This window comes from Streptomyces sp. NBC_00086 (assembly GCF_026343255.1).
GTDB lineage: Bacteria > Actinomycetota > Actinomycetes > Streptomycetales > Streptomycetaceae > Streptomyces.
The window spans coordinates 7570659-7596266 of the sequence record NZ_JAPELZ010000001.1; the positions used below are offsets into that span (position 1 = coordinate 7570659).

The following is a 25608-nucleotide window of genomic DNA, read 5'->3' on the forward strand; positions in this document are numbered from 1 at the left end:
GGACGTCCGGCGGCATGGGGGCTCTTTGATGACTGTCCAGCGCGTGGTCCGCGGCCGGACGGGCGTGACCGTCATCCTGGCCATGGTGCTCACCATGTCGGGGCTGACCTCGACCCAGCTGCTCAGCAGCGCTGCCTCGACGGGGCCGGACGCCGGGTCGGCGGTCACCGGGCCGGAGGGGCCGGAGGGCACGTCGTTCAACCCGAACCAGATCAAGGACATCAAGGCGGCCGACCCCGGCTCCGGGGTGAACCTAGTCGGGGCGCCCTCGGCGAACAACATCGGTGACGCGCGGTTGTCGTACCCCCTGGAGGTGCCGAAGGGCCGCGCGGGCCTGGAGCCGAGTCTGGCCGTCGCCTACAACTCGTCGGGGACGAACGGGTGGCTCGGCGTCGGGTGGGACCTCGCCACCCCGATGGTCACGGTCGACACGCGGTGGGGTGTGCCGCGCTACGACGCCGGGCTGGAGACCGAGACCTACCTGCTCGACGGTGAGCAGCTGACCCCGGTGGCGCACCGGAGCGAGTTGCAGGCGCGCTCTGCGGAGAAGGTGTTCCACTCCCGGGTGGAGGGCCGGTTCGACCGGATCGTGCGCCACGGCGACGGTCCCACGAACTACTGGTGGGAGGTCACCGACAAGCAGGGCGTCCGCACGCTCTTCGGCGGCACGGCCGACAGCACGCTGGCCGACGGCAAGGGGCGCGTCGCCACCTGGGCGGCGCGGGAGATCCGCGACGGCAACGACAACGTCATGCGCTACCGGTACGCCAAGGTGGCCGACGGCGGCACGGCGGGCTCCACGGTGCCGGGCAGCGACCTGTACCCGCAGAAGATCACCTACACCGGCCGCGGTGACACCGACGGCAGGTACTCGGTGACGTTCATCCGGGACCGTGAGCGCGGCGAGCCCCGCCGGGCGGACGTACGGGTCGACGCCAAGTACGGGTTCAAGAAGGTCACCGCCGACCTGCTACGGCGCGTCGAGGTCAAGCTGGACGGCCAGCTGATCCGCGCCTACGAGCTGAACTACCGGACCGGCGCGTTCGCCAAGACGCTGCTCACCTCGGTGTCGCAGTTCAGCGAGACCAATCAGCTGTTCAACACCCACACGTTCGACTACTTCGACGACGTGCGCGACCAGTCGGGGAACTACAACGCCTTCGCCGAGAAGGCGCGTTGGTCGGTGCCGGATGACGACCTCGGGGTGAACATCCGCGAAGGCGAGGCCAGCGCGATCTCGGCGAACACGTCGGCCGGCTTCGGCGCGCACCTGTTCGCGGGCTACAACGTGCAGGGGCTGCCGGCCAAGGAGGGTTCCGTCGGGTTGAAGGTCGGATTCAGCGCGGGCCAGTCCGACGGCCTGTCGACGCTGACCGATGTGAACGGCGACAACCTGCCGGACAAGGTGTTCCGCAAGAACAACGACGTGTTCTACCGGCCCAATCTGGCCACACCAGGTGGTGAGCCGAAGTTCGGCGACACACCGATCAAGCTCACCAACCTTCCGGGAATCTCGACCGAACGCACGCTGTCCGGCACCATCGGCGTCGAGTCCTACGTCCTCACCACCTCGGCCCAGCTGGACTTCGTGGGCACCACGACCACCTCGGACCGGTTCTTCAGCGACGTCAACGGCGACGGCATCACCGACCTGGTGAACAACGGCGGCGTACTGTTCGGCTACCTGGACGCCCAAGGGCAGCCCGCCTACAGCGCGGACTCCACCCGCACCCCGGTGCCGATCGGGGGCGGCGCGGTGACCGGCGAGATCGTCGGCGATCAGACCGCGCAGTTCAACCAGCAGGTGGACAACTCGCCGCTGCTGGACTCGGTACGCCGCTGGGTCGCGCCGTTCGACGGCAATGTCCGCGTGGACGGCCGCGTGCAGCTGACCCAGGATCCCTCCCCGACGCGGGCGGCTTACACCAAGGCCGACGGAGTGCGGGTCACCATCCAGCACAAGGACACCGAACTCTGGGCGCAGCGGATCGGCCCCGATGACCACACCGAGTTCGCCCCGGGCAACGTGGCGTCGATTCCGGTGAAGAAGGGTGACGCGCTCTACTTCCGCACACAGTCCGTGCTGGACGGCAAGTACGACACCGTGGCCTGGGATCCGGCCATCACCTACACCAACCTGCCGGCCGGCACGGACGCCAACGGCTTGGCGAACACCGTGTTCCGCGCGTCGGCCGACTTCACCTTCGGCGGCAGGCCGTCCCTGGTGACCGTACCGGTGAACGGCACGCTGCGGCTGACCGGTGACGTGGTCAAGAACAAGGCGACCTCGGACGACGTGACCGTAGTGATCGAGAAGGGCAACGGCGTCCACGCCGCCACGGAGGTGTTCCGCAAGGTCCTGCCCGCCGCGTCGACCGGCACCTCCGCGATCGACATCAGCATTCCGGTCAGCACGTTCGAGAAGATGTCGTGGAAGCTGAAGAGTGATTCCCCGATCGACGCCTCGGCGGTGAGCTGGGCACCGAAGGCGCACTACACGGCCGCGCAGGGGGTCGAGTCGGTCGTCGACGCCGCGGGCAACCCCACGCTGGTGATCACCCCGCCGTACGACATGACCATGTACCCGGCGGACACCCTCACCGCGCCGCAGCAGTCCTACAAGGCGACCAAGACCGGCCAGTTGAAGGTGCGGCCGAAGCTGTCCTTCAACTTCAACCTCCTCGGTGAGGCCAAGATCGCGTTCACGGTGAAGAAGCGCGGCGGGCAGCTGGTCGGCAAGCGGGTCTTCCAGGCCAAGGACACCTCTCCCTTCGGTGGCCCGAACCTGGACCTGACCGTGCCGGTCACCGCCGGCGACGAGCTCTACGTCGACTACTCCACGACGGAGACCGGGCTGCTCGGCCTGCTCGTCGAGCAGTCCGCGTCGGTCACCTACGACGTGACGTCCAGCTGGCCCACCTTCACCCCGGCGCCCAGCGCCCTGCACAGTTCCGTCGGGCAGGGCGCCTTCGCCCAGCCCTACCGCGGCTGGGGAGTGATCGGCTACCAGGGCAACCGCGACCGCGCCACCCAGCCGCTCAAGCAGGCCGAACTCACGCTGGACCAGAGCTTCAAGGACGCACTTCCCAAGGAGCCCAAGGAAGCGGACGTCCCGGGGTTCACCGCGAATCCGCGGCTCACCATGCCGCGGCTGGCGGTCTTCGCCCCCGTTCCCGCCAAGGGCGGCTGGGCGGCCCAGGACGAGTCCTCGTGGATCACCTCCGCGATGGCGACCAGTTCCCGTCTCGGCGCGGACACCATCGACATCGTCACCGACGCCGACGTGGCGGGCGACCGGGCAGTGATGCGCCGCGGTGTCACCGGCCAGGTGTCGGCCACCCTCGCGGCGGGCCCGTTCGGCGGCACCGTGGTCGGCGGGATCACTGCGGGCTCCGTCGACTACCTCGACCTCAACGGCGACGGCTACCCCGACGTCGTGGGCGCCAAGGAGATCCAGTTCTCCGACATGACCGGCGCGCTCGGCACCACACGCGGCACCCTCGGCGGCAACGTCCGCGAGGCGGACAACGTCTCCGGCAACGTGTCGCTCTCCGCCGGCAGCGAGACCGCCACCATCGCCAGCGCCCTGGGCATGGCCGCGCCCGACGCGGGCACCAGCGCCAACACCGCCACCACCGGCGCGGTACAGCCGTCGCTCGGCATCGGCGGAAGCCTCGGCGGCGGCGAGTCCGACGTCCGCGTCGACCTGATCGACATCAACGGGGACGGGTTGCCGGACAAGGTGTTCGGCAATGGTGACGCCCAGTTGAACCTCGGCTACTCCTTCGCCGCCCGCGAACCGTGGTCGGCCGGACCGATCAACGACGCGTCCACCCGCAACGTCGGCGTCAACCTCGGGTTCAACGTCGACCGCTACGGCTTCGCGGGCGGGGTCTCCGCCGAGCTGGGAACCTCGTTCACCAACGCGAGCATGATGGACGTCAACGGCGACGGTCTCACCGACCGGGTGTTCACCGACGGGGCCAACCCGATCAAGGTCGCGGTCAACACCGGCACCGGCTTCACCGCGCCCGCCCCCTTCCGCGGCAGCTTCCCCGACATCGCCGTCGACAAGAACGCCAGTCTCGGCGGGGGCGTCTACTTCACCGTCGGCCTGCCCACTCCCGTCGGCGTCTTCGTCTTCAACCCCGGCGCCAACGCGTCCACCGGCATCAGCCGGGCCGAAACCAGCCTGCGGGACGTCAACGGCGACGGCCTGGCCGACCACGTCAAGTCCACCCGGGACGACGAACTCCTTGTCGCGGTCAACAAGACCGGTCGCACCAACCTGCTGCGCTCCGTCAGCCGGCCGATGGGCGCCCGTATCGACCTGGACTACACCCGTTCGGGCAACACCGCCGCCATGCAGGAGAGCCGCTGGGTGCTGTCCCGCACCTCGGTGTTCGACGGGCTCACGGGTGATGGTGCCGACACGCATCTGACCACCTTCCGCTACGAGCAGGGCCGCCACGACCGGCTGGAGCGCGAGTTCCTCGGCTTCGGCCGCGTGGTGACCGAGAACCGCGACACCGGTGCGGACGACGCCGTCCGCCGCACGGTGACCGACGAGTACCGCACCGATGGATACGTGAGCCGCGGCCTGCTCACCCGCACGCTGACCGAGGACGGCGCCGGCCACCCGTACCGCGAGACACTCAACACCTACCGGTTGCTCGACACCTCCACGGACCAGGAAGCCGACCCGAAGAGCCGGACCGCCACCGTCTTCCCGCAGCTCACCCGCGTCGAGGAAAAGCACTACGAAGGCGCGGCCGCCGCAGGGACGTCCACCGTCACCGACCTCGCCTACGACCAGTACGGCAACGTCACCCGCACCTTCGCCACCGGTGACGAGGGCACCGCGGACGACCTGGAGACCGTCTACGCGTACAGCGGCTCCGACACGCAGTGCCGCGACCGGAACCTCGTCGGCACCGCCCATGAGATACGGCAGAAGGCCGCGGCCACCGGCACGCTCCTGCGACACCGCGAATCCACCGTCGACTGCGCGACCGGCGCCGTGCGCCAGATACGCGAGTACCTCGACGACGACACCGCGGCCGTCTCCGACCTGACGTACCACCCGGACGGGAACCTGAAATCGGTGACCGGTCCAGCCAACGCGAAGGGGCAGCGCTACAAGCTGGAGTACGGCTACGACACCACCGTCGGCGTACACGTGGAGTCCGTCGAGGACAGCTTCGGCTACCGCTCGTCCACGGTGTACAACCTCAAATACGGCCAGCCCGAGCGGAACACGGACCACAACGGCCAGCCGCTCCGGATGTCCTACGACAGTGTCGGCCGGCTCGACAAGGTGACCGGGCCCTACGAGAAGGACGGCGACCAGGCCACGATCACCTTCGGCTACCACCCCGAGGCGACCGTCCCGTACGCCACGACCAAGCACCTCGACCGTGCCGCCTCGGCCGTGCGCGACGACACCATCGACACCGTCACCTTCAGCGACGGCCTGGGGCGCGTCCTGCAGACCAAGAAGGACGCTTCGGTGTCCGCCTCGCCCGGGGCCGCGTCCACCCAGGTGATGACGGTATCCGGCCGGCTGAAGTTCGACTACCTGGGCCGCGCCGTGGAGAAGTACTACCCGGTGACCGAAGACAAGGGAGCAGCGAACACCGCGTTCAACGCCTCCTTCGACTCCGTGGCACCCACGAAGGACACCTTCGACGTCCTGGACCGCTCGGTCAGGACCGTGCAACCGGACGGCGTCACCACCAGCACCGGATACGGCTTCGGCGAGGATCGGGCGGGCACGACCCGCTTCGAGCGGACGGCGACAGACGGCAACGGCAAGGAGCGCCGCACCTACACCGACGTCCGGGGTGCCACCACCTCGGTGAAGGAGTTCAACGGTTCCTCGGAGATCTGGACCAGCTACGCGTACGACCCCACAGGCCAGGTCACGACGATCACCGACGACAAGAACAACGTCACGCGCGCCGGCTACGACGCACTGGGACGCCGCATTTCGTTCGACAGCCCGGACGCCGGGCGCTCCGAGACCCGCTACGACCTCGCCGGGAACGTCACGTCGAAGATCACCGCGAACCTGCGGGCGGTGGACAAGGCCGTCGAGTACGACTACGAGTACTCGCGGCTGAAGGCCATCCGCTACCCGACGTTCCCGCAGAACAACGTCTCCTACGAGTACGGAGCCCCCGGCGCGCCGGACAACGCGGCCTCGCGCGTCACCGAGGTCCACGACGCGGCGGGAACGGTGAAGCGCGCCTACGGGGCGCTGGGCGAGGTGATCGAGGAGACCCGCACGATCACCGCGGTCCGCGACGCCCCGCGCACCTACACCACCGCCTGGCGCTACGACGCCTTCAACCGTGTGCTGCAGATGACCTATCCCGACGGCGAGGTCCTGACCTACGACTACGACTCGGGCGGCCAGGTCGGCCGGGCCACCGGATCCAAGAACGGCACCGGCTACACGTACCTGGACCGGGTCGACTACGACAAATTCGGGCAGAAGATCCTCCAGCAGACCGGCAACGGGGTCCGCACCACCTACACCTACGACGCCGAAGACCGCAGACTCGGAGCACTGAAGTCCGTGGCGCCGGGCGGAACGGCGTTCCAGAACCTGGGCTACACGTACGACAAGATCGGCAACATCACCTCGCTGGCGAACAACGCGCCGCAGGGCGGGGACATCGGCGGTCCGAGCAGCCAGACCTACGGATACGACGACCAGTACCGGCTCACGTCCGCGTCGGGCCGGTACACGGACAAGAACAACGCGGTCAACACGTACACGCTGAGCCTGGGTTACGACTCGATCCACAACACCACGAGCAAGTCGCAGACCCACGAGGTCACCGGCGGCACCCCGGCCTTCCCAGTCGGAGGCGGCGGAGCCGGGCCGATCGAACCGGTCGAGGACCCGTCCAACCCGACCCACGTCCAGGACCGGACGACCTACGCCTACACGTACGCCTACGGCGGCGCCACACCGCATGCCCCGACGAAGGTCGGTCCGATCAGCCATGCCTACGACGCCAACGGCAATCTGACGAGCACGGTCAACACAGCTGCCGCGGACAAGCGCCGTCAGTACGTGTGGGACGAGGAGAACCGCCTCGTCTGCAACCAGGACACAGCGACCGGCACCCTCACACAGGACCCGAGCGGCTGCGCCGGCGCCACCGTCTCCTACGTCTACGACGACAAGGGCGACCGCCTCGTCAAGCGGAGCGAGGACGGGCTCTCGCTGTACCCGAACCGGTACTACAGCGAACGCGACACCACCGGCTACAAGCACGTCTTCGTCGGCGACAGCCGCGTGACGACCAAGGCCGTCGAGACCACCGGTGCCGAGGACGCCCAGCAGTTCTTCCACGCCGACCACATCGGCTCCTCCGGCTACGTCACCGACAAGCTGGGCAAGGTCACCGAGCACCTGGAGTACTTCCCGTACGGGGAAACCTGGGTGGAGGAACGGACCGGACAGGCGGACACGCCCTACCAGTTCACCGGCAAGGAACTCGACGTGGAGACCGGGCTCTACTACTACGGAGCCCGCTACTACAACCCTCGGACCCAGCTCTGGGCGAGCACCGACCCGGCGCTGCCCGACTACCTCGACGGGGGCATGGCGGGCGGCATCGCCGAGCCGCGCAACCTCGCCGCCTACACCTACACCCACAACAACCCGGTCAAGCTCACCGACCCGACCGGCAAGTGGCCGAAGATGCCGTCGTGGAAGACGATCGGCCACACCACCCTCGACGTCGTCGGCATGGTCCCGGTCGTCGGCGAGGTCGCCGACCTGGGCAATGCGGGCTGGTACGCCGCGGAAGGCGACTACGTCAACGCCGGCCTCTCCGCCGCCTCGGCCATCCCGGGCGCGGGCTACGCGGCGAACGCCGCCAAGTACGGCAACAAGGCACTCGACGCCGCACAGGCCGCCAAGACCGCCAACAACGCCGGCGATGCGGCAGCGACGGCGAAAGCGGCCGACACCGCACCCGTACCGAAGGCGGCAGACAGCCCTCCCGCACCAAAACCGGCCGACAGCGGATCCGCCCCCAAGGCCGCCGAGAACGGGGCAGGGAGCTGCAGCACCGGCAACAGCTTCACCCCGGACACCATGGTCGTGATGGCCGACGGCAACGACAAGGCCATAGGCCAGGTGCGCGTCGGCGACAAGGTCACCGCCACCGACCCGGTGACCGGCGAAGCCGGCCCGCGCACGGTCACCGCGCTCATCACCGGTGAGGGCGACAAGAACCTGGTCGAGATCACCGTCACCGAACCCGGCGGACATCCGGGCAAGGTCGTGGCGACGGACAATCACCCGTTCTGGGCGCCCGAACCGGGCAAGTGGGTCTACGCCAAGGAAATCGTCCCCGGAATGCTGCTGCAGACCGGCAACGGCTCCTACACCCAGGTGAGCGCCGTGCGCGCGTGGATCCAGCACAAGCGGGTCCACAACCTCACGGTCGATGACCTGCACACGTACTATGTGCTCGCGGGAACCACGCCGGTCCTGGTACACAATTGCGACTTCATTGTGGGCTCGAATGGAACCGTCGTACCTACCAGCGCATCGAGATTGGAATCCGGTTTGCAGTCCGCCGTAAATTCCGGAGAGCCTGGATTCAGCACGTTCCCGACTCGTTCGGCAGGTGTCGGGTATGAACTGCCGGATGGTAGCAAGGTGCGAATTATGCAGCCCTCCGCCAATGGAAATGCAGGATCTCGCGCGTCATTCACGAACAGTGCGGATGCGCCTGTGAGTCCATTCACTGGGAAGCCTGTCCAGCCGCCCCGCGGCGCCAATTCAAAGCAGTACGTCCGCGAGCGTACGCACGTCGAATTGGGGCCGTGATGGAGGCAGTATTGGAAGAGATCAGACGGTTTCTTCCGTTCAGTGTCACCGCAGTTGAAGCGGATGCCGACGGCATTTGCCTTCAAGGGGATCGTTGGCGACTGCGCATCAATTCCAGCTGGCGTGTATCCGAAGGCGGTCAGATCACTATTTCACCCAGTCTGACGAGAGAGGGCTCGCAGTCCTACGGCCTGGAAGATCTTGTGGGCGATGAAGTGGTCGACGTCGGTATCCAAGGCGTTCAATTCAGGCAGGACTTGTACGTGGTAACCCGCGAAGGGCGAATCCTGGAAATCTTCAGTGATTTTCCTTATGGTGAATGGCTGTTGTCGATTTCAGATGTGGGCGATGAGCGGAGAATCCCGATCTTCGATCTCGAAGGCCCGGCCTCCGACGTAACCTAACGGCGGCTCGAGTGCCGATCCCGGATCGGGGGAGGCGGTCTCTGCGCAACGTGGATGCCGGCGCGGCAATGCCGCAGGCGTATCCCCGGATGTTCCGGCCGGGTATCCGCGTACGGCCCGGGTCATTGACCCCGGCCTGACGCGCAGACGAGGATCCCGGCATGACCCCGGTGCGGAAGAACACGGTCGACGGACTGCTCCACGACAGCGCGCGACGCGTCCCGGACCGGGTCGCGGTCCGCTACCGCGCGCGGACCTGGACCTACGCGGAACTCGACGCGGCCGTCTCCACGGGCGCGGCCGTGCTGCGCGGGAGCTACGGGCTGGCCGAGGGGGACCGGGTCGCGACCTTCGGGCACAACTCCGACGCCTACCTCCTCGCCTTCCTCGCCTGCGCCCGCGCCGGGCTCACGCACGTGCCGGTCAACCAGAACCTGACCGGGGAGGACCTCTCGTACATCCTGGAGAACTCCGGGAGCTCCCTCGTCCTCGCGGACCCGGAACTGGCCGGGCGGGTCCCCGAGGGGTTCGCCGTACGCCCGCTGCGCGACGCGCGCGGCTCCTTCCTGTCCGACCTGGCCGAACCGGCCGGGCCCGCCGGGCCCGAGGCCTTCGCCCGCTCCGGGGACCCGTCCCGGCTGGCGCAGCTGCTGTACACCTCCGGGACCACCGCCCTGCCGAAGGGGGCGATGATGACGCACGAGGCGCTCTGCCACGAGTACGAGAGCGCGATCGCGGCCCTGGACCTGGCGGAGGGCGATCTGCCGGTGCACTCCCTGCCGCTGTACCACTCGGCGCAGATGCACGTGTTCCTGCTGCCGTACCTGGCGGTGGGCGCGCGGAACACGATCGTGGACGCGCCGGTCGCGGAGGAGATCTTCGACCTGGTAGAGACGGGGGAGGCGGACAGCCTGTTCGCACCGCCGACGGTGTGGATCGGGCTGGCCAACCACCCCGATTTCGCGGACTTCGCCGTCCGCGACCTGTCCGCCCTGCGCAAGGCGTACTACGGGGCCTCGATCATGCCGGTGCCGGTCCTGGAACGGCTGCGCGCACGGCTTCCCGGCCTCGGCTTCTACAACTGCTTTGGGCAGAGCGAGATCGGCCCGCTGGCCACGGTGCTGCGGCCGGAGGAGCACGAGGGGCGGATGGACTCGTGCGGGCGGCCGGTCCACCACGTTCAGGCGCGGGTGGTCGACGAGGACGGGGCCGAGGTCCCCGACGGCACGGCAGGCGAGGTGGTCTACCGCTCCCCGCAGCTCTGCCTGGGCTACTGGAACGACGCCGAGGCGACGAAGAAGGCCTTCCGGGACGGCTGGTTCCGCTCCGGCGACCTGGCGGTCCGGGACCCGGAGGGGTACTTCACGGTCGTGGACCGGGTAAAGGACGTCATCAACTCGGGCGGGGTACTGGTCGCCTCACGGCAGGTCGAGGACGTGCTGTACACCCACCCGGGCGTGGCCGAGGCGGCGGTGATCGGCCTGCCGGACGAACGGTGGATCGAGGCCGTCACGGCGGTGGTGGTCCCGCGCGACGGGGTGACGGAGGCGGAACTCCTGGACTACGCCCGCGAGAAGCTGGCCCACTTCAAGGCCCCGAAGCGGATCCTCTTCGTGGACGCCCTGCCCCGCAACGCGAGCGGCAAGATCCTCAAGCGCACCCTGCGCGACCGCTTCTCGACCCCGTCCTGACCCTCCGGCTCCGACTCGCCCGTGGCCTGACGCGCCCTGCCGACCAGGCCACAGCACGAGCGGACCTGACCGACAAGATCCGAAAGAGAGGGCCTAGTCTCGGCCGTCATGAACCGAAGACGACAGAAGAAGCTCGCGCGGCAGCTCGTCGACGCCGCGATGTTCGGACGCACCGCCCGGGTCCGCGCCCTCCTGCGCGCGGGCGCGCACCCGGAGACGGCCGACCCGGAGGGCACCACCCCGCTGTACGCGGCATCCGTCCAGGGAGCTCTCGACACGGTCCGCTCCCTCCTGGAGGCCGGCGCCTCCCCGAACACCGAGAGCGGACGCGGTACGGAGGGCACGCCGCTGTGCGCGGCCGCCTGCTGGGGTTACGCCGACACGGTGCGCGAACTCCTCGCCCACGGCGCGGACCCGAACCTACGGGAGGACCGGGGCGCGGGCCGTACGCCCCTCGACTGGGCGCTGGCGGGACCGCACCCGGAGACGGCCGACGCACTCCGAGCGGCGGGAGCCCGCCCCTAATCAGGCTCTAGAACTCCGGATCCTCCCGGAGGGCGACGGCTTGGAGGCGGCGCAGGACGAGGTGTTCGTGGAAGAGCCGGCCGACCAGAGCGCCGCCGTAGACCACGAACCCGACGCCGACCAGCCAGGACTGGACGACCAGGAGGGTGCCGAAGGGGCCGTACGTGACGGCGTTGGAGGCGATCAGCGGGGAGAACACCAGCTGCGAGAAGACCCGCAGGCCGAGGAGGCCCAGGCTGGTGCAGGCGGCTCCCGGCAGCAGGGCGCGCCAGCGGACCCGCCCGCCGAGGAGGATCCACTGGGAGGTCCAGAAGAACAGGCAGGTGCCGATGACATCGCCCGTGGTGCCGAGGATCGTGCCGGGCACGTCGTCCGACGGGGCGGGGATGAGGACGAGCAGCCCGAGGTAGCAGACCAGCAGGGCGAGCCAGACGACGTGTCGCCACATGGTGTGCCAGCGGGCTGTCGGAAGGTCCCAGACCTTCTCGTACCCGGTCTGCACGGCGGAGCCGAAGGTCAGGCCGAAGACGGCGAGCGCGGCCAGACCGAAGGCGGTCGTCCGCTCCAGAGCGAGGTCCGCGGCGCCGAACAGCATCTCCACCCGCTCCCGGGAGAACTCCGTCACCCCGAGGGCCTGACCGAGCCAGCGGCCGAAGCCCGAGCCGCTGCCCGGCGCGGCGGCCGCGACGACGACGAGCAGCGGCACCAGGGTGAGGAAGCCGAGGGCGGCGAAGCCCATGGCCCGGTGCATCAGCTCCATCTCCCGCCCACGGCTCCATGCCAGCCCGGCATGGGAGGCCTGGAGCCGGTCGTGGAGCCGCCGGAAGGTCGAGGTCACGCCTCTGTCCCTACCCGGCTGGGCCCGCAGCTTCCCGGGAGGCCCCCCGAGTGGGCCCGAAGGGGTGGATCCGACGGCGGTCCGGCCCTCCGGCGGGGGCGCCCGCCCGTCCCGTGTGCGGCGCGGACCAAGCCTCGGACTCCGGCTCAGCCCTCGGGCTCCGATTCAGCCGCGGACCCAGCCTCGGCCTCGGACCCCGGCTCCGGCTCGGCCTCTGACTCCGGCTCCGGCTCCGGCTCAGCCTCTGACTCCGGCTTGGGCTCAGGCTCCGCCCTCCCGGAGGTCCACCAGTCGCTTGATCTTGCCGACCGACCGCTCCAGGGTCTCCGGATCCACCACCTCCACCGCGACCGAGACTCCGACGCCCTCCTTGACGGCCCGCACCACCGAGGCCGCCGCGGCCTCCCGCTGGGCGGCGTCGCTCTCTCGGCGTGCCTCCACCCGTACTGTCAGGGCGTCCAGCCGGCCCTGCCTGGTCAGCCGGAGCTGGAAGTGCGGGGCCAGGGCCGGGGTCCGCAGGAGCACCTCCTCGATCTGGGTGGGGTAGAGGTTCACCCCGCGCAGGATGATCATGTCGTCGCTGCGGCCGGTGATCTTCTCCATACGGCGGAAGGCCGGCCGGACCGTGCCGGGGAGCAGCCGGGTCAGGTCCCGGGTGCGGTAGCGGACGATGGGCATCGCCTCCTTGGTCAGCGAGGTGAAGACCAGCTCCCCGGGCTCGCCCTCCGGCAGCACGGCGCCCGTCAGCGGGTCGACCACCTCCGGGTAGAAGTGGTCCTCCCATATGTGGAGACCGTCTTTTGTCTCGGCGAACTCCTGTGCGACACCAGGGCCCATCACCTCCGAGAGCCCGTATATGTCCACCGCGTCGATGTTCAGGCGTTCCTCGATCTCGCGGCGCATCTCCTCCGTCCAGGGCTCGGCACCGAAGATCCCCGTACGGAGGGAGGTGGCGCGGGGATCGATGCCCTGGCGCTCCATCTCGTCCAGCAGGGTCAGCATGTAGGAGGGGGTCACCATGATGACCTCCGGCCGGAAGTCCTCGATCAGCCGGACCTGGCGGTCCGTCATCCCGCCCGAGGCGGGCACGACCGTACAGCCCAGGCGCTCCGCGCCGTAGTGCGCGCCCAGGCCTCCGGTGAACAGGCCGTACCCGTAGGCGATGTGGACGATCTGGCCGGGCCTGCCGCCCGCCGCGCGGATCGAGCGGGCGACGACGTCCGCCCAGGTGGACAGGTCCCCGTCCGTGTATCCGACGACGGTCGGGCGGCCCGTCGTCCCGCTGGACGCGTGGATGCGGCGGACCTCGGAGCGCGGTACGGCGAACATGCCGAAGGGGTACTGGTCGCGCAGATCGGACTTGGTGGTGAAGGGGAACAAGGAGAGGTCGGAGAGGGAGCGGCAGTCGTCGGGATGCAGACCGGCCTTGTCGAAGGCCTGCCGGTAGAAGGGAACCCGGTCGTAGGCCCGGCGCAAGGTCGCCCGCAGGCGGGTCAGCTGGAGCGCCGCCAGCTCGTCCCGGCCCATCCGCTCGCCCTCGTCCGCGCCGCCGTCGTGGCCCTGTGCGTACGTACCCATGCAGCCCACCCCTTGTCCGAGTCAACCGACCGATCATTCGGTAGATTGCCGGACTGTCGCGGCCAAATCAATTACTCGAACGAGTGATCGTCTGCTGAGATTGCGTCCATGTCGACCTCCACTCCTCCCACCTGCAGCTTCACCTTCACCGCCCATGACGGAACCGAACTCGCGTACCACGTCCAGGGTGAAGGCGAGCCGCTCCTGTGCCTCCCCGGCGGCGCCATGCGGGCCTCCGCCTACCTGGGTGACCTCGGTGGACTGGCCGCGGGCCGCCGGCTGATCCTGCTCGACCTGCGAGGCACCGGGGACTCCGCGCTCCCGGCCGATCCGGCGACGTACCGGGTCGACCACCAGGTCGCCGACGTCGATGCGCTGCGCGGTCACCTCGGCCTGGAGAGCGCCGACCTGCTCGCCCACTCCGCAGCGGGCAACCTGGCCCTGCTCTACGCGGCCGCGCACCCGCGACGGGTACGCCGACTGGCCCTGATCACGCCGACCTCCTGGGCCGTGGACCTCGCGGACTCCCCGGAAACCCGCCTCGCGGACGTCCGCGGGCGGGCCGGGAGAGAGCCCTACGACAAGGCCATCGCGGCCTACGAGCGGACGCTGGCCGCCTTGGCCGCCGGAGGGGTTCCCGAAGAGGCCGACCGGGTGGCGGTGATGCCGCTCGCCTACGGGCGCTGGGACGAGACGGCGCGTGCCCACGCGGCACTGAGCCCGGTCCAGGTGAACGCCGAGGCCTCCGCCGCCTTCGCCGGCCCGGGCGCCTTCGACCCGCCCGCCACCCGGGCCGCGCTGGGCCGCTTCACCGGAGAGGCGCTGGTCCTCGCCGGGGAGCTGGACTTCAACCCCTCCCCGGCCCTCGCGGCCCGGCTCGCGCAGCTCTTCGAGCGGGGCGTCGTCGACGTGCAGCAGGGCGGTGGGCACTTCCCGTGGCTGGACGACGCGCCGTGGTTCGCGGCCCGGATCGAGCAGTTCTTGAGCACCGGGGCCTGAGCGGCGACGGGAGGGCCGCGTGCCTGCGGCCGAGGTGCGCGTGCGGACACGCCCGCGGGCCGGGACCCATCAGGGTCCCGGCCCGCGGGCGTGCGCAGCGCAGGGTCAGTTCGCGGTGCCCGTGCCCGTGCCCGCGTCGGTGCCCGTGCCCGCGTCGGCGTCCGTGCCCGCGTCGGCGTCCGTGGCCACCGACTTCGCCCACCGGTAGTCCGCCTTGCCGCTCGGGGAGCGCTGGATGGCGGGCGCGATGACGAGCTGGCGCGGGATCTTGTAGCCGGCCAGCTTGGTGCGGCAGTGGGCCTGGATCTCGTCCAGCGTCGGCTCGGCCGACCCCGCCCGGATCTCGACCACCGCGGCGACGTGGCTGCCCCATTTCGGGTCCGGGACCCCGGCGACCAGGGCGTCGTAGACGTCCGGGTGGGACTTCAGCGCCTGCTCGACCTCCTCCGGGTACACCTTCTCGCCGCCCGTGTTGATGCACTGGGAGCCGCGGCCGAGGACGGTGACGATGCCCTGCTCGTCCACGGTCGCCATGTCGCCGAGCAGCACCCACCGCTCGGATCCCTTCTGGAAGAAGGTTTCGGCGGTCTTGACGGGGTCGTTGTAGTAGCCCAGCGGTACGTACCCGCGCTGCGCGAGCCGTCCCGGTTCGCCGACCGGAACCGGTTCGTGGGTGACCGGGTCGACCACCTGCGTCCGCTCGTTGACCTCCAGCCGGAACCCCTTCTCCGGGCTGGAGTCGTTCGTCGCGCGGCCGTTCGAGCCGGACTCGGACGAGCCGAAGTTGTTCAGGAGCATCACGTTCGGCACGAGCGCCTGGAACTCGGCGCGCACCGTCTCCGACATGATCGCGCCGGAGGAGGAGACGCTGAAGAGGGAGGACAGGTCGGTGCCCTTCAGGGGCCCGTTGAGGGCGTCGATGAGCGGCCGCAGCATGGCGTCGCCCACCAGCGAGACGCTGGAGACCTTCTCCTTCTCGATCGTGCGCAGCACCTCCTCGGGCGCGTACTTGCGGTGGATGACCACCCGCTGCCCGTAGTTGAAGGCGATGAAGGACGTCAGCGTGGACGTGCCGTGCATCAGTGGCGGCGCGGGGAAGAAGGTCAGCCCGGCGCCCTTCGACGCGACCCGCTCGGCCAGTTCCTCGGGTCGCTTCACCGGCTCGCCGGTCGGCTCGCCCCCGAAGAGGCCCGCGAAGAAGAGGTCCTCCGCGCGCCACATGACGCCCTTGGGCATGCCGGTCGTGCCGCCGGTGTAGATGATGAACAGGTCGTCGGGGGAGCGGGGCGGGAAGCCGCGGTCCGGCGAGCCGGCCGCTTCCGCGTCGGCGTACGCGACCGGAGCGATCGCGGGCTCCGGAGCGCCCTCGGGGGTCGGTCCGACGCGGACCAGGTGACGGAGCTTGGTCGTCTGTGGGAGGGCCGCCGCGACCCGTTCGGTGAACTCGCCCTCGAAGACGAGCGCGGCGAGGTCGGCGTCGTTGTAGAGGTAGACGAGCTCTTCCTCCACGTACCGGTAGTTCACGTTCACCGGTACCAGGCGGGCCTTCAGGCAGGCGAGGACGGTCTGGAGGTACTCGATGCCGTTGTAGAGGTGCAGGCCCAGGTGCTCACCGGCCTTCAGGCCGCTGTCCAGCAGATGGTGCGCGATGCGGTTCGCCGCCGCGTCCAGCTCCGCGTACGTGAGGCGGCGCTCGGCGCCGGTCCCGGGGTGGTCCACGTACACGAGGGCCTCGCGGTCCGGGACCACGTCCACGACCGACTCGAACAGGTCGGCAATGTTGTACTCCACCGGTCCTCCTGACCCAGAAAATCCCATGGCTGGTCTGCTCGGCGGTCATTAGAGCGTCGCCAACCCCAACAAGGAAGGGGACCGTCCAAGAAATCTGACTGGGTGTCAGAAAACTATTGAACTGCACCCGCCCCTACTGCAACCTGTTCTAGGTCTTGAGACGGGAGGACGGCAATGGGTGGGACAGAACACCTGACCGTGGAACGCCACGGAGCCACGCTGGTGCTCACCATGAACAGGCCCGAGGCGAAGAACGCGCTCTCGCTGCCGCTGCTGGTGGGGCTGTACGACGGCTGGCTGGAGGCCGACGCGGACGACACGATCCGCTCGGTGGTGCTGACGGGGGCCGGCGGGGACTTCTGCGCCGGCATGGACCTGAAGGCGCTGGCCGGCAAGGGCATGGCGGGCGACCAGTACCGGGACCGGCTGAAGGCCGACCCGGACCTGCACTGGAAGGCGATGCTGCGCCACCACCGGCCGCGCAAGCCGATCATCGCGGCGGTCGAGGGCTACTGCGTGGCGGGCGGCACGGAGATCCTCCAGGGGACCGACATCCGGGTCGCGGGGGAGGGGGCCACCTTCGGACTGTTCGAGGTCAAGCGGGGGCTCTTCCCGATCGGCGGCTCGACGGTCCGGCTCCCGCGGCAGATCCCGCGGACCCACGCGCTGGAGATGCTGCTGACCGGGCGGCCGTACGCGGCCGAGGAGGCGGCGCGGATCGGGCTCGTGGGGCGGGTCGTCCCGGACGGGACGGCGCTGGACGCTGCGCTGGAGATCGCGGAGCGGATCAACGCGTGCGGGCCGCTGGCGGTGGAGGCCGTGAAGGCCTCCGTCTACGAGACGGCCGAGATGACGGAGTCGGAGGGGCTCGCGGCGGAGCTGCTGCGGGGGTGGCCGATCTTCGACACCGCTGACGCGAAGGAGGGGGCGCGGGCGTTCGCCGAGAAGCGGCCCGCGGTGTATCGGCGGGAGTAGTTCGGTTGCGGCCCGGCCCGGCCCGGCCCGGCCCGGGCCTGCCCTGCGCGGCGGTGCCCGTGCGGGTGCGGGTGCCCACGGCTGTGTCGGTGGTAACGGACCGGGGCACGGGTGCGGCGCCGTTGCCGGGGACCAGTCCCCGGACCCCTGCGCCTCAAACGCCGGCGGGGCTGAATGGGCCCCGGCGGTGCCTGATTGGTTCGGCGGAGCCCGAGTCGGCCCCGGCAGATCTTGTTCGCCCGGCGGGGCTGCCAGTGTCCCGCCCCCTACATCGGAGACCCACCCATGACAGCCGCGTCGCCACCCGAGATCCTCCGTGCGCCCCTCGTCGTCGAGTTCCCCTTCACCCGCTCCCTCGGCCCCGTGCAGAGCGCCTTCCTCACCGGCCTGCGCGAAGGGGTCGTCCTCGGGGTCACCACCGCCGACGGCAAGGTGATGGTGCCGCCCGTCGAGTACGACCCCGTCACCGCCGAGGAGATCCGTGACCTGGTCGAGGTGGGCACCACCGGGACCGTCACCACCTGGGCCTGGAACGGTTCGCCGCGCCCCAACCAGCCCCTCGCCACGCCCTTCGCCTGGGTGCTCGTCCGCCTCGACGGCGCGGACACGGCCCTCCTGCACGCCCTCGACGCCCCCGGGCCCGAGGCGGTCACCACCGGCATGCGGGTCCGCGTGCGGTGGGCCGCGGAGCGGACCGGGGCCATTACCGACATCGCCTGCTTCGAGCCCGCCGGGGACGGGGAGCCGGGCACCCAAGCGGCACCGCACAGCGGGGAGTTCGCCGACGCCGTCACCGGGATCGTCGCCGAGGCCCGCCTGGACTACTCGTACAGCCCCGGCCGCGCGCAGACCGCGTACATCGCCGGGCTCTCCGAGCAGAAGACCATCGGCGAGCGCTGCCCCTCCTGCCACAAGGTGTACGTGCCCCCGCGTGGCGCCTGCCCCACCTGCGGGGTGGCGACGACCGACCGGGTCGAGGTCGGGCCGGCGGGCACCGTCACCACCTACTGCATCGTCAACATCAAGGCCAAGAACCTCGACATCGAAGTCCCCTACGTCTACGCACACATCGCCCTCGACGGCGCCGGCCTGGCCCTCCACGGCCGGATCGGCGGCATCCCGTACGACCAGGTGCGGATGGGGCTGCGGGTCGAACCCGTCTGGACCGAGGGCGGGCGCTTCCCCGACCACTACCGCCCCACCGGAGAGCCGGACGCGGACTACGACGTGTACAAGGAGCTCATCTGATGGCCCGATACGCCCGTGAGGTCGCGGTGGTCGCCTTCGCACAGAGCGACCACCTGCGCCGTACAGACGAGCTCAGCGAAGTAGAGATGGTCATGCCGGTCCTGCACCAAGTGCTGGCCGCCACCGGACTGAAGGCGGGCGAGATCGGCTTCACCTGCTCCGGTTCCAGCGACTACCTCGCCGGCCGGGCCTTCTCCTTCACCATGACCCTCGACGGGGTCGGCGCCTGGCCGCCCATCTCCGAATCGCACGTGGAGATGGACGGCGCCTGGGCCCTCTACGAGGCCTGGGTCAAGATCCAGACCGGCGAGGCCGACACCGCCCTCGTCTACTCCTACGGGAAGTCCTCGCCGGGGTCGGTGCGCGACGTGCTGACCCGCCAGCTCGACCCGTACTACGTCGCTCCGCTCTGGCCCGACTCGGTGGCCCTGGCCGCCCTCCAGGCCCAGGCGCTCATTGACGCGGGAGAGACCGACGAAGCCGGGCTCGCCGCGATCGGCGCCCGCAGCCGGGCCTCCGCGGGAGCCAACCCGCACGCCCAGCTCAGCGGAGCCGTCGCGCAGGGCGAGTACCAGGTCGCCCCGCTGCGCACCGGAGACTGCCCGCCCATCGGCGACGGCGCGGCCGCCGTCATCCTGGCCGCCGGGGACGTGGCACGCCGGCTGTGCGAGCGGCCCGCCTGGATCACCGGCATCGACCACCGCATCGAGGCCCACAGCCTGGGGCTGCGCGACCTCACCGACTCCCCCTCGACGCGGATCGCGGCAGAGCACGCGGGCGTCTTCGAGGCCCCGGTGGACACCGCGGAACTGCACGCGCCGTTCTCCTCCCAGGAGGTCGTGCTCCGCAAGGCCCTCGGACTCGCCGGGGACGTCGCCGTCAACCCCTCCGGCGGAGCGCTCGCAGCCAACCCGATGATGGCCGCCGGCCTGATCCGGATCGGCGAGGCGGCCGCCCGCATCCACCGCGGCGAGTCCGACCGGGCCGTCGCGCACGCCACCTCCGGCCCCTGCCTCCAGCAGAACCTGGTCGCCGTCCTGGAAGGGGACCGAGCATGAGCACGACGGGCAAGGAGCCGGTGGCCATCGTCGGCATCGGCCAGACCAAGCACGTGGCCGCCCGCCACGACGTCTCCATCGCGGGACTGGTGCGCGAAGCCGCCGCGCGGGCCCTCGCGGACGCCGAACTGACCTGGGCGGACATCGACGCGGTCGTCATCGGCAAGGCCCCCGACTTCTTCGAGGGCGTCATGATGCCGGAGCTGTACCTCGCGGACGCCCTCGGCGCCGTCGGCAAGCCCATGCTCCGGGTGCACACGGCCGGTTCGGTGGGCGGCTCGACGGCGCTGGTCGCCTCCAACCTCGTCGCCGCCCGGGTCCACCGCACGGTGCTGACCCTCGCCTTCGAGAAGCAGTCCGAGTCCAACGCCATGTGGGGGCTCTCGCTGCCCGTTCCCTTCCAGCAGCCGCTGCTGGCGGGGGCCGGCGGGTTCTTCGCCCCGCACGTGCGCGCGTACATGCGGCGCACCGGCGCCCCCGACACGGTGGGCTCGCTCGTCGCGTACAAGGACCGCCGCAACGCGCTGAAGAACCCGTACGCGCACCTGCACGAGCACGACATCACCCTGGAGAAGGTCCAGGCGTCCCCGATGCTGTGGGACCCGATCCGGTACTCCGAGACCTGCCCGTCCTCCGACGGCGCCTGCGCGATGATCCTCACCGACCGGGCGGGCGCGGCCCGTTCGCCGAAGCCGCCGGCCTGGGTGCACGGCGGGGCGATGCGCAGCGAGCCGACCCTCTTCGCGGGGAAGGACTTCGTGTCCCCGCAGGCGGGCAAGGACTGCGCGGCCGACGTCTACCGGCAGGCGGGGATCACCGATCCGCGCCGGGAGATCGACGCCGTGGAGATGTACGTGCCGTTCTCCTGGTACGAGCCGATGTGGCTGGAGAACCTCGGCTTCGCCGACGAGGGCGAGGGCTGGAAGCTCACCGAGGCCGGAGTCACGGAGCTCGACGGCGACCTGCCCGTCAACCCGTCGGGCGGCGTGCTGTCCACCAACCCCATCGGCGCCTCCGGCATGATCCGCTTCGCGGAGGCGGCCCTCCAGGTGCGCGGTCAGGCGGGCGAGCACCAAGTCCCGGACGCCCGGCGGGCGATGGGCCACGCCTACGGCGGCGGGGCGCAGTTCTTCGCGATGTGGCTGGTGGGAGCGGAGCAGCCGGGTTCCTGAGCGGAAGCCGGATTCCGGGGTGAGTGCCGTACAGGCCACGAGTGACGCACCGTGGCCTGTGCGGCACGGCGTGCGATGGCTAACCTGGCCCCCGGGACGACGAACCGGGAGTACCGGGAGGAGCACGCACGTGGCAGAGAGCATGACTTCGAAGGCGCCGGCCGGCTGGGGAAAGCCGGACCTCGATCTGACCGAGGCGGACTGGCAGTCGAGCAGCCGGGGGGCGGGTGACGTCCAGATCGCCTTCGTGGAGGGGTTCATCGCGATGCGCAACGGCGACCGCCCCGAAAGTCCCTCGCTGATCTTCGCGCCGGACGAGTGGCGCAAGTTCGTCCTGAACGCGCGGGGCGGGGAGTTCGACCTCACGTAGCCGGCGACGGCACGGGGAGCGGCGCACCACCGGGCGCGGAGCCGCCGCCCCGGTGGCCGCCGGGCCCGCATCCGGAGCGACCGCCCGCGCCCCCTCCGTAAATCCCTTGCCGGACCCCGAAGGTTCCGGCACCGTGGCCGCCATGACGACCACCCGCCGAAAGGGCGATGCCGCGTAGACGGCCCGGCGCCCTGCGCGCCGAACGAGGAACGTACGAGGACCGGCGGCCGCCCGCCTGGGCGCGGGAACTCCCGCCCGTGGACCGGCTGTCGCCCGATGCCGCCGCCGCTGCGCACTGGTCCCGGCCCGGACGGGGCCACGAGGTCGCGGACCTGCTGAGCCGGTACCGGACCTTCCTGAGCCGCCCCGGCAGCCCCCTGCTCCTGGTCCCCTCCTCGTGCCCGGCCTGCCCCGGCTGCGCACGCGACGACGTAGCCGTCGTCCGGGACGACCTGGGCGATCTGTACCGGGCCCTGCCGCCGGCCGCCCGCACCGCACTGGGCCGCGTGCTCCGGAGCCTGGACGAGGAGTTCCGCCGCCGGACGCTCCCGCACCCGGTCCCGTCCGCCGGGGGGTGGGTGGACTGGAGCGGCAGTCCGCGCGCCTGGTGGCACCGCAGGCTCTACGAGGGCGACTGACGCAGGGGCGCCGTACAGGTGCCCCAGGGGTGTCGTACCGGCCATAACGGGATGACCGGTACGGTGGGGGCATGAGCGGAGAAAACGACCTGCGGAAGCTGCTGAGCGGAATGCGACCCGAGCTGAACGACGGGCTGTACGTGTTCTGCACCATCCCCGGCGACACCGACCCGGAGGCCCTGGCCGGGCTCACCCCCGTCGCCTCCGTCCTGGAACCCGAGGGGCTCACCCTCGTGCTGAGCCAGGAGGACGCGGACGGAGCCGGACTCCCGTACACGTACACCGCGGGCTGGATCACCCTGCGCGTCCACTCCTCGCTCGACGCCGTCGGCCTCACCGCCGCCTTCGCCACCGAACTCGGCGCACACGGCCTGAGCTGCAACGTCATCGCCGGCTACCACCACGACCACCTCTTCGTGGACGCCGCCCGGGCCGACGAGGCCGTGGCCGTCCTGGAAGCCCTCGCGGAACGCTCCGCACAGGACTGACCCGACGGGAATAGCACAGGGCGGCGCCCCCCGAAAGAAGATCAGCTTTATTTGCCGCACAGGGCTTCCCGGGCGCGTACGCGGGCGTACGCTGAACCCCCGAACAGGCCTGGGGGGTACCAGCCATGACGGAACGCCGGACCCGCAAACGGCGCACGATGTTCGAACGCGACACGGAACTCACCGCCGTCGACGAAGCCCTGGAGCAGCTCACCGACCCGGGCCCCGACGCCGGCGGAGCCCTGCTGGCCTTCTCCGGACCCGCAGGCCTCGGCAAGACCACGCTCCTCGGCGAAGTCCGCCGCCGCGCCCACACCAAGGCCTGCACCGTCCTCGCGGCCCGCGGCGGCGAACAGGAGCAGAGCCAGCCCTTCCACGTCGCCCGCCAGCTCATCCAGCCCCAGCTCGCCGGCACCTCCGACGCGGAACTGCGCGAGGCCCTCGGCAGCTGGTACTCCATCGTCGGCCCCGCCCTCGGCCTCTGCGCGGCCGAACAGGGCGCCCCGCCCGACCCCCAGGGCCTGCGCGACGGACTCGACTGGGTCCTCACCCACCTCGTGGTGCAGCGCGCCCCCGTCGCCCTGGTCCTGGACGACGCCCACTGGGCCGACCCCGAATCCCTCTCCTGGCTCGCCGCCTTCGCCCCGCGCGCCGAACACCTCCCGCTCCTCCTCGTCGTCGCCTACCGCCCCGACGAACTGCCCGCGCACGCCGAAGCCTTCCGTACGCTGCCCGGCCGCGCGGGACACCGGCCGCTGAGCCTCGCACCGCTCACCGCCGAGGCCGTCTCCGGCCTGGTCCGCGAAGCCGTCGGGGAACACGCCGACGAGGCGTTCTGCCGCGAGGCGTGGGCCGTCACCACCGGCAACCCCTTCGAAGCCGTCGAGCTCACCGCGAAGGTCCGGGACAAGGGGCTCGCCCCCGTCGAAGCCAGCGCTCCGCTCCTGCGCGACCTCGCCGCCGCCCAGCGCGGCAGCGGCCTCGTCGCCCGCCTGCACAGCCTCGGCCCCTCCACCGTCCGCTTCGCCTGGGCCTGCGCCGTCCTCGGCACCGACATCCCCCGGGAACTCGCCGCCCGCGTCGCCGGACTCGGCACCGAGGAAGCCGTCGACGCCACCGGGCGGCTGCGCGACGCCCGCATCCTGTCGGCCGCCGCCGAGGAAGCCGCGGCCGGGGAAGCCGACGAGGCCGGGCTGGAGTTCGTACACCCCCTCATCGCCACCGCCATATACCGCGCGATCCCCGACGCCCTGCGCGTCGCCCTGCACGGAAAGGCCGCAGCGGCCGTCGTCGACGCGGGACTCGGGCCCTCCGCCGCCGCCCGCCACCTGCTGGAGACCCACCCCGAGAACGACCCCTGGGTGGTGCGCACCCTGCGCGAGGCGGCCGGCGAGAACCTCCGGGCCGGCGCCCCCGAAGCCGCCCGCCGCCAGCTCGCACGGGCCCTGCGCGAACCCCCGGACTTCGACGAGCGGGCGGCCGTCCTGTACGAACTGGGCTGCGCCTCCCTGCTCACCGAGCCCGCCAACACCGTCAACCACCTGCGCGCCGCCCTCGCGGAGCCCTTCGAGGACCCGGCGCTGCGCCAGGGCATCGTCATCCGGCTGGCCCAGGTCCTGTCGCACAGCGACCGCCTCGCCGAGGCCTCGGAATGCCTCGCGCGGGAGATCCCCCACACCCAGGACCTGCGCGGCCGACTGCGCCTGCAGTCCGAGCAGTTCATGTGGGACGCCTTCAACGCCGCCGAGCCGGACTCCCCGGCGCGCTCCCGGCGGCTCGCGAAGCTCGCGGACCGGCTGGCCGGGCGCGACCTCACCGAGCGGTACGTCATCGGGCTGCGCGCCTGGGACGCCTGCCTGCGCGGGGAGCCCGTCGACGTGGTCCTCCACCATGCCGGGCGGGTCCTGGAAACCGAGTTCAGCTGGGCCTACGCGGACCGGGGCTTCGAGGTCCCGGTGCTCGTCGCGATGGTGCACATGTACGCGGACCGGCCGGAGCGGGCCGAGGAACTGTTCGAAGCCGGCACCGCCGAGTTCGAGCGGCAGGGCTGGCGCGGCGCGCACCTGTCCTTCGCCTACAGCCTGCGCGCCTACATCCGCTACCGCCGGGGGCGCCTCGCCGAGGCGGAGGAGCTGGCGCGGGCCGGGCTCCGTCTCGCCGAGCGCGTCGGGCGGCGTACGCCCGTGCACTGGTACGCCATCGCGATCCTCGTCACCACGCTGCTGGCGCGGGGCCGGGCGGACGAGGCCTGGGAACTGGTCCGCGAGCACGAGTACGGGGAGCCCTTCCCCGCGGCGGTCGTCTTCCCCGACTCCCAAACCGTCTACGCGGAACTGCTGCTGGCCCGAGGCCAGGCGAAGGCCGCCGCGGCGGAGCTGGAGGCGGTGGACCGGCGGCTGACCCCCCGGGGGATCCAGAACCCGTCCTGGTGCCCCTGGCGGCTCCACCTGGCCCGCGCGGTCTCCGCGGAGGACCCTGCGCGGGCGCGGGAGCTGGCGGAGGAGGCCGTACGCAGGGCCCGCGCCTTCGGGGCCGCGTCCGGCATCGGCCAGGCCCTGCGGGTGGCAGCGGAGGTGGCTGCGCCGCAGGACCGCCGGGCCCTCCTGGAGGAGGCGGTGTCGGTCCTGTCGGCTTCGCCGGCGGCCTATGAGCTGGCGCTCGCGCTGGCCGCGCTGGGGGAGGAGCGGGGGGATACGGAGCTCCTGCTCCGGGCGGTCCTGGCGGCCCGGGCCTGTGGGGCGGACGGGCTGGTGGCCACCGTCACGAACGCCCTCCTCGCCTGCGGCGGCACCTTCCCGTGCCTCCCCGTGGCCGACTCCGGCCCGGCCCCCGTGCACTGACCGGAGCCCCGGACCCCCGGTGCGCTGACGGGCCCGGCGGGGCTGGGGAGGGCCCTGCGGGGCGAGATCCCCTCCCCGCCCTTCGCCCGTTCCCCGGGGCTCCGCCCCGGACCCCGCTCCTCAAACGCCGGAGGGG

The 25608-nt window shown here is 71.0% G+C and carries 16 protein-coding genes; 13 read left to right on the forward strand and 3 right to left on the reverse strand.

Annotation, left to right across the window (positions count from 1 at the left end):
- Positions 1 to 28: 28 nt before the first annotated feature.
- From OG276_RS34295 to OG276_RS34310, 4 genes are all read left to right on the forward strand, one after another.
- Positions 29 to 8857, forward strand: a complete 8829-nt coding sequence (locus tag OG276_RS34295; RefSeq protein WP_266911436.1) for a SpvB/TcaC N-terminal domain-containing protein — start codon at positions 29 to 31, stop codon at positions 8855 to 8857.
- Entirely contained in the window at positions 8854 to 9261 is a 408-nt protein-coding gene (locus OG276_RS34300) for a hypothetical protein (protein WP_266911438.1), read from the forward strand. Before OG276_RS34295 ends, OG276_RS34300 begins: the two co-directional genes overlap by 4 nt.
- Positions 9262 to 9422: 161 nt before the next feature.
- Positions 9423 to 10952, forward strand: coding sequence for a fatty acyl-CoA synthetase (locus tag OG276_RS34305; RefSeq protein ID WP_266911440.1), 1530 nt, complete (start codon positions 9423 to 9425; stop codon positions 10950 to 10952).
- A gap of 108 nt (positions 10953 to 11060) precedes the next feature.
- On the forward strand, positions 11061 to 11477 hold the full coding sequence (locus OG276_RS34310; protein WP_266911442.1) for an ankyrin repeat domain-containing protein: 417 nt from the start codon (positions 11061 to 11063) through the stop codon (positions 11475 to 11477).
- Positions 11478 to 11484: 7 nt separating this feature from the next.
- Here the strand turns inward: OG276_RS34310 and OG276_RS34315 are convergent, their stop codons facing one another.
- Complete coding sequence (locus OG276_RS34315) at positions 11485 to 12315, reverse strand: YhjD/YihY/BrkB family envelope integrity protein (RefSeq protein ID WP_266911444.1); 831 nt, start codon at positions 12313 to 12315, stop codon at positions 11485 to 11487.
- A 261-nt stretch (positions 12316 to 12576) separates the two neighbouring features.
- Complete coding sequence (gene paaK, locus OG276_RS34320) at positions 12577 to 13893, reverse strand: phenylacetate--CoA ligase PaaK (protein WP_266911446.1); 1317 nt, start codon at positions 13891 to 13893, stop codon at positions 12577 to 12579.
- Positions 13894 to 14001: 108 nt separating this feature from the next.
- On the opposite strand from paaK, the gene OG276_RS34325 reads away from it, so the two are divergent.
- Positions 14002 to 14892, forward strand: a complete 891-nt coding sequence (locus OG276_RS34325) for an alpha/beta fold hydrolase (RefSeq protein WP_266911448.1) — start codon at positions 14002 to 14004, stop codon at positions 14890 to 14892.
- A gap of 105 nt (positions 14893 to 14997) precedes the next feature.
- Here OG276_RS34325 and OG276_RS34330 read toward each other — a convergent pair whose 3' ends face one another.
- The gene (locus tag OG276_RS34330) at positions 14998 to 16683 is read right to left on the reverse strand and encodes an acyl-CoA synthetase (protein ID WP_266911450.1); all 1686 of its coding nucleotides are present in this window, start codon (positions 16681 to 16683) and stop codon (positions 14998 to 15000) included.
- Positions 16684 to 16857: 174 nt separating this feature from the next.
- Between OG276_RS34330 and OG276_RS34335 the strand changes: the two genes are divergently transcribed.
- From OG276_RS34335 to OG276_RS34370, 8 genes are all read left to right on the forward strand, one after another.
- Positions 16858 to 17658, forward strand: a complete 801-nt coding sequence (locus tag OG276_RS34335) for a crotonase/enoyl-CoA hydratase family protein (RefSeq protein WP_266911452.1) — start codon at positions 16858 to 16860, stop codon at positions 17656 to 17658.
- A gap of 285 nt (positions 17659 to 17943) precedes the next feature.
- The gene (locus OG276_RS34340) at positions 17944 to 18906 is read left to right on the forward strand and encodes an OB-fold nucleic acid binding domain-containing protein (RefSeq protein ID WP_266911454.1); all 963 of its coding nucleotides are present in this window, start codon (positions 17944 to 17946) and stop codon (positions 18904 to 18906) included.
- A complete protein-coding gene (locus OG276_RS34345; protein ID WP_266911456.1) occupies positions 18906 to 19964 on the forward strand; it encodes a thiolase domain-containing protein in 1059 nt (352 codons plus the stop codon). Before OG276_RS34340 ends, OG276_RS34345 begins: the two co-directional genes overlap by 1 nt.
- Positions 19961 to 21136: a thiolase domain-containing protein gene (locus OG276_RS34350; protein ID WP_266911458.1), complete on the forward strand. Its 1176-nt coding sequence runs from the start codon at positions 19961 to 19963 to the stop codon at positions 21134 to 21136. The genes OG276_RS34345 and OG276_RS34350 overlap by 4 nt, the downstream gene beginning before the upstream one ends.
- Before the next feature lie 130 nt (positions 21137 to 21266).
- Positions 21267 to 21506 (forward strand): DUF397 domain-containing protein, encoded by a 240-nt coding sequence (locus OG276_RS34355; RefSeq protein WP_266911460.1) that lies wholly within the window; start codon positions 21267 to 21269, stop codon positions 21504 to 21506.
- Positions 21507 to 21673: 167 nt separating this feature from the next.
- A complete protein-coding gene (locus OG276_RS34360) occupies positions 21674 to 22144 on the forward strand; it encodes a hypothetical protein (protein ID WP_266911462.1) in 471 nt (156 codons plus the stop codon).
- Positions 22145 to 22215: 71 nt separating this feature from the next.
- Positions 22216 to 22632 (forward strand): ACT domain-containing protein, encoded by a 417-nt coding sequence (locus OG276_RS34365; RefSeq protein ID WP_266911464.1) that lies wholly within the window; start codon positions 22216 to 22218, stop codon positions 22630 to 22632.
- Between the two features lie 125 nt (positions 22633 to 22757).
- Entirely contained in the window at positions 22758 to 25472 is a 2715-nt protein-coding gene (locus OG276_RS34370) for an AAA family ATPase (protein ID WP_266911466.1), read from the forward strand.
- Positions 25473 to 25608: the final 136 nt, after the last annotated feature.